This window comes from Vibrio sp. 10N.222.48.A3, assembly GCF_041475345.1.
Lineage (GTDB): Bacteria > Pseudomonadota > Gammaproteobacteria > Enterobacterales > Vibrionaceae > Vibrio > Vibrio tasmaniensis_A.
The window spans coordinates 1-417 of the sequence record NZ_JBFRVX010001723.1 but is presented as its reverse complement, the minus strand read 5'-3'; the positions used below and the strand labels follow the sequence as shown (position 1 = coordinate 417).

The window sequence follows — 417 nt, the reverse complement described above, 5'->3', positions numbered from 1 at the left end:
ATCTAGTTGTTCTTGGATAGCTGAAGGCGTACGGCCTTGACCTGTCCAAGTTTTTTCGTCGCCATTCGCGTCTACGTATTTGTATTTCGCAGGGCGAGGAGCACGTTTAGATTTTGTTGTTTTAGATTTTGCTTCACCAGAAAGTGCAGCAATAAGATCGGCAACATCGATTCCGTCTTTTGCAATTTGTTCTGCGATAGCAGAAAGCTTAGCTTCTTGCTCTGCTTTTGCTGCGCGTTCTTCAGCTTCAGACTCTTGACGTTCTTGTACAACAATAGTCAGCTTGTCTAGCGCTTCTTCAAGTTGCTCAAGAGTTAATTCACGTGAGAACGCACGAAGGCTACGGATATTTAATAGAGTTTTTGTTAATTCAGACATGATATTTCCCATCAAGGTAAACTAAATAATCCTCCTAAT

1 protein-coding gene is annotated in these 417 nt (G+C 41.7%); it reads right to left on the bottom strand.

The window, feature by feature from the left end:
• On the bottom strand, positions 1-378 hold a 378-nt coding region (locus AB4653_RS28615), incomplete at its 3' end, for an H-NS family nucleoid-associated regulatory protein (RefSeq protein ID WP_372106022.1).
• Positions 379-417: the final 39 nt, after the last annotated feature.